Source organism: Mesorhizobium sp. M2E.F.Ca.ET.209.01.1.1 (assembly GCF_004010375.2).
Lineage (GTDB): Bacteria > Pseudomonadota > Alphaproteobacteria > Rhizobiales > Rhizobiaceae > Mesorhizobium.
In genome coordinates this window covers 1-395 of sequence record NZ_SADP02000310.1, presented here as the reverse complement: position 1 = coordinate 395, position 395 = coordinate 1, and the positions used below count along the sequence as shown (strand labels likewise).

The following is a 395-nucleotide window of genomic DNA, read 5'->3' as shown; positions in this document are numbered from 1 at the left end:
GCGCCTCAGCGTCATCGCGCAGGCCGGCGGCACCGAACACCTCGAAGTCCGGTCTCCGGTGCCATGGGTGCTGAGCCCCGAGCCCTGCGACGCCCGGCAAAGGCTGCTGTCCGCAATGGGGAGCGACGGACGGCGCCAACTCGTCGTGGCGGCGGAAATTCAGGACCCCGCCATGCAGATGGAATGGGTCCGTCGGGGACACGGCCTGGGTCTGATGCCGTCGCGACTCGCGGCACGCGGAATTCCCGATGGCCTCGCACTTGTCGACGCCGGCGATCTCGACCTTTCGATGCGGGTCGTGGCGCTCCGCTCGCCGCACCTCAATCGCCTGGCGAAGGCCGCGGACGCCATCGCTCAGGCCGTCGTCAACATGATCGCTGGCAATGACTGACACC

General features: G+C 68.6%; 1 protein-coding gene. It reads left to right on the top strand.

The window, feature by feature from the left end:
- Positions 1 to 391, top strand: a 391-nt coding sequence (locus EN852_RS35785) for a LysR substrate-binding domain-containing protein (RefSeq protein ID WP_135879680.1), incomplete at its 5' end; no start/stop codon positions are given.
- Between the last annotated feature and the right edge of the window lie 4 nt (positions 392 to 395).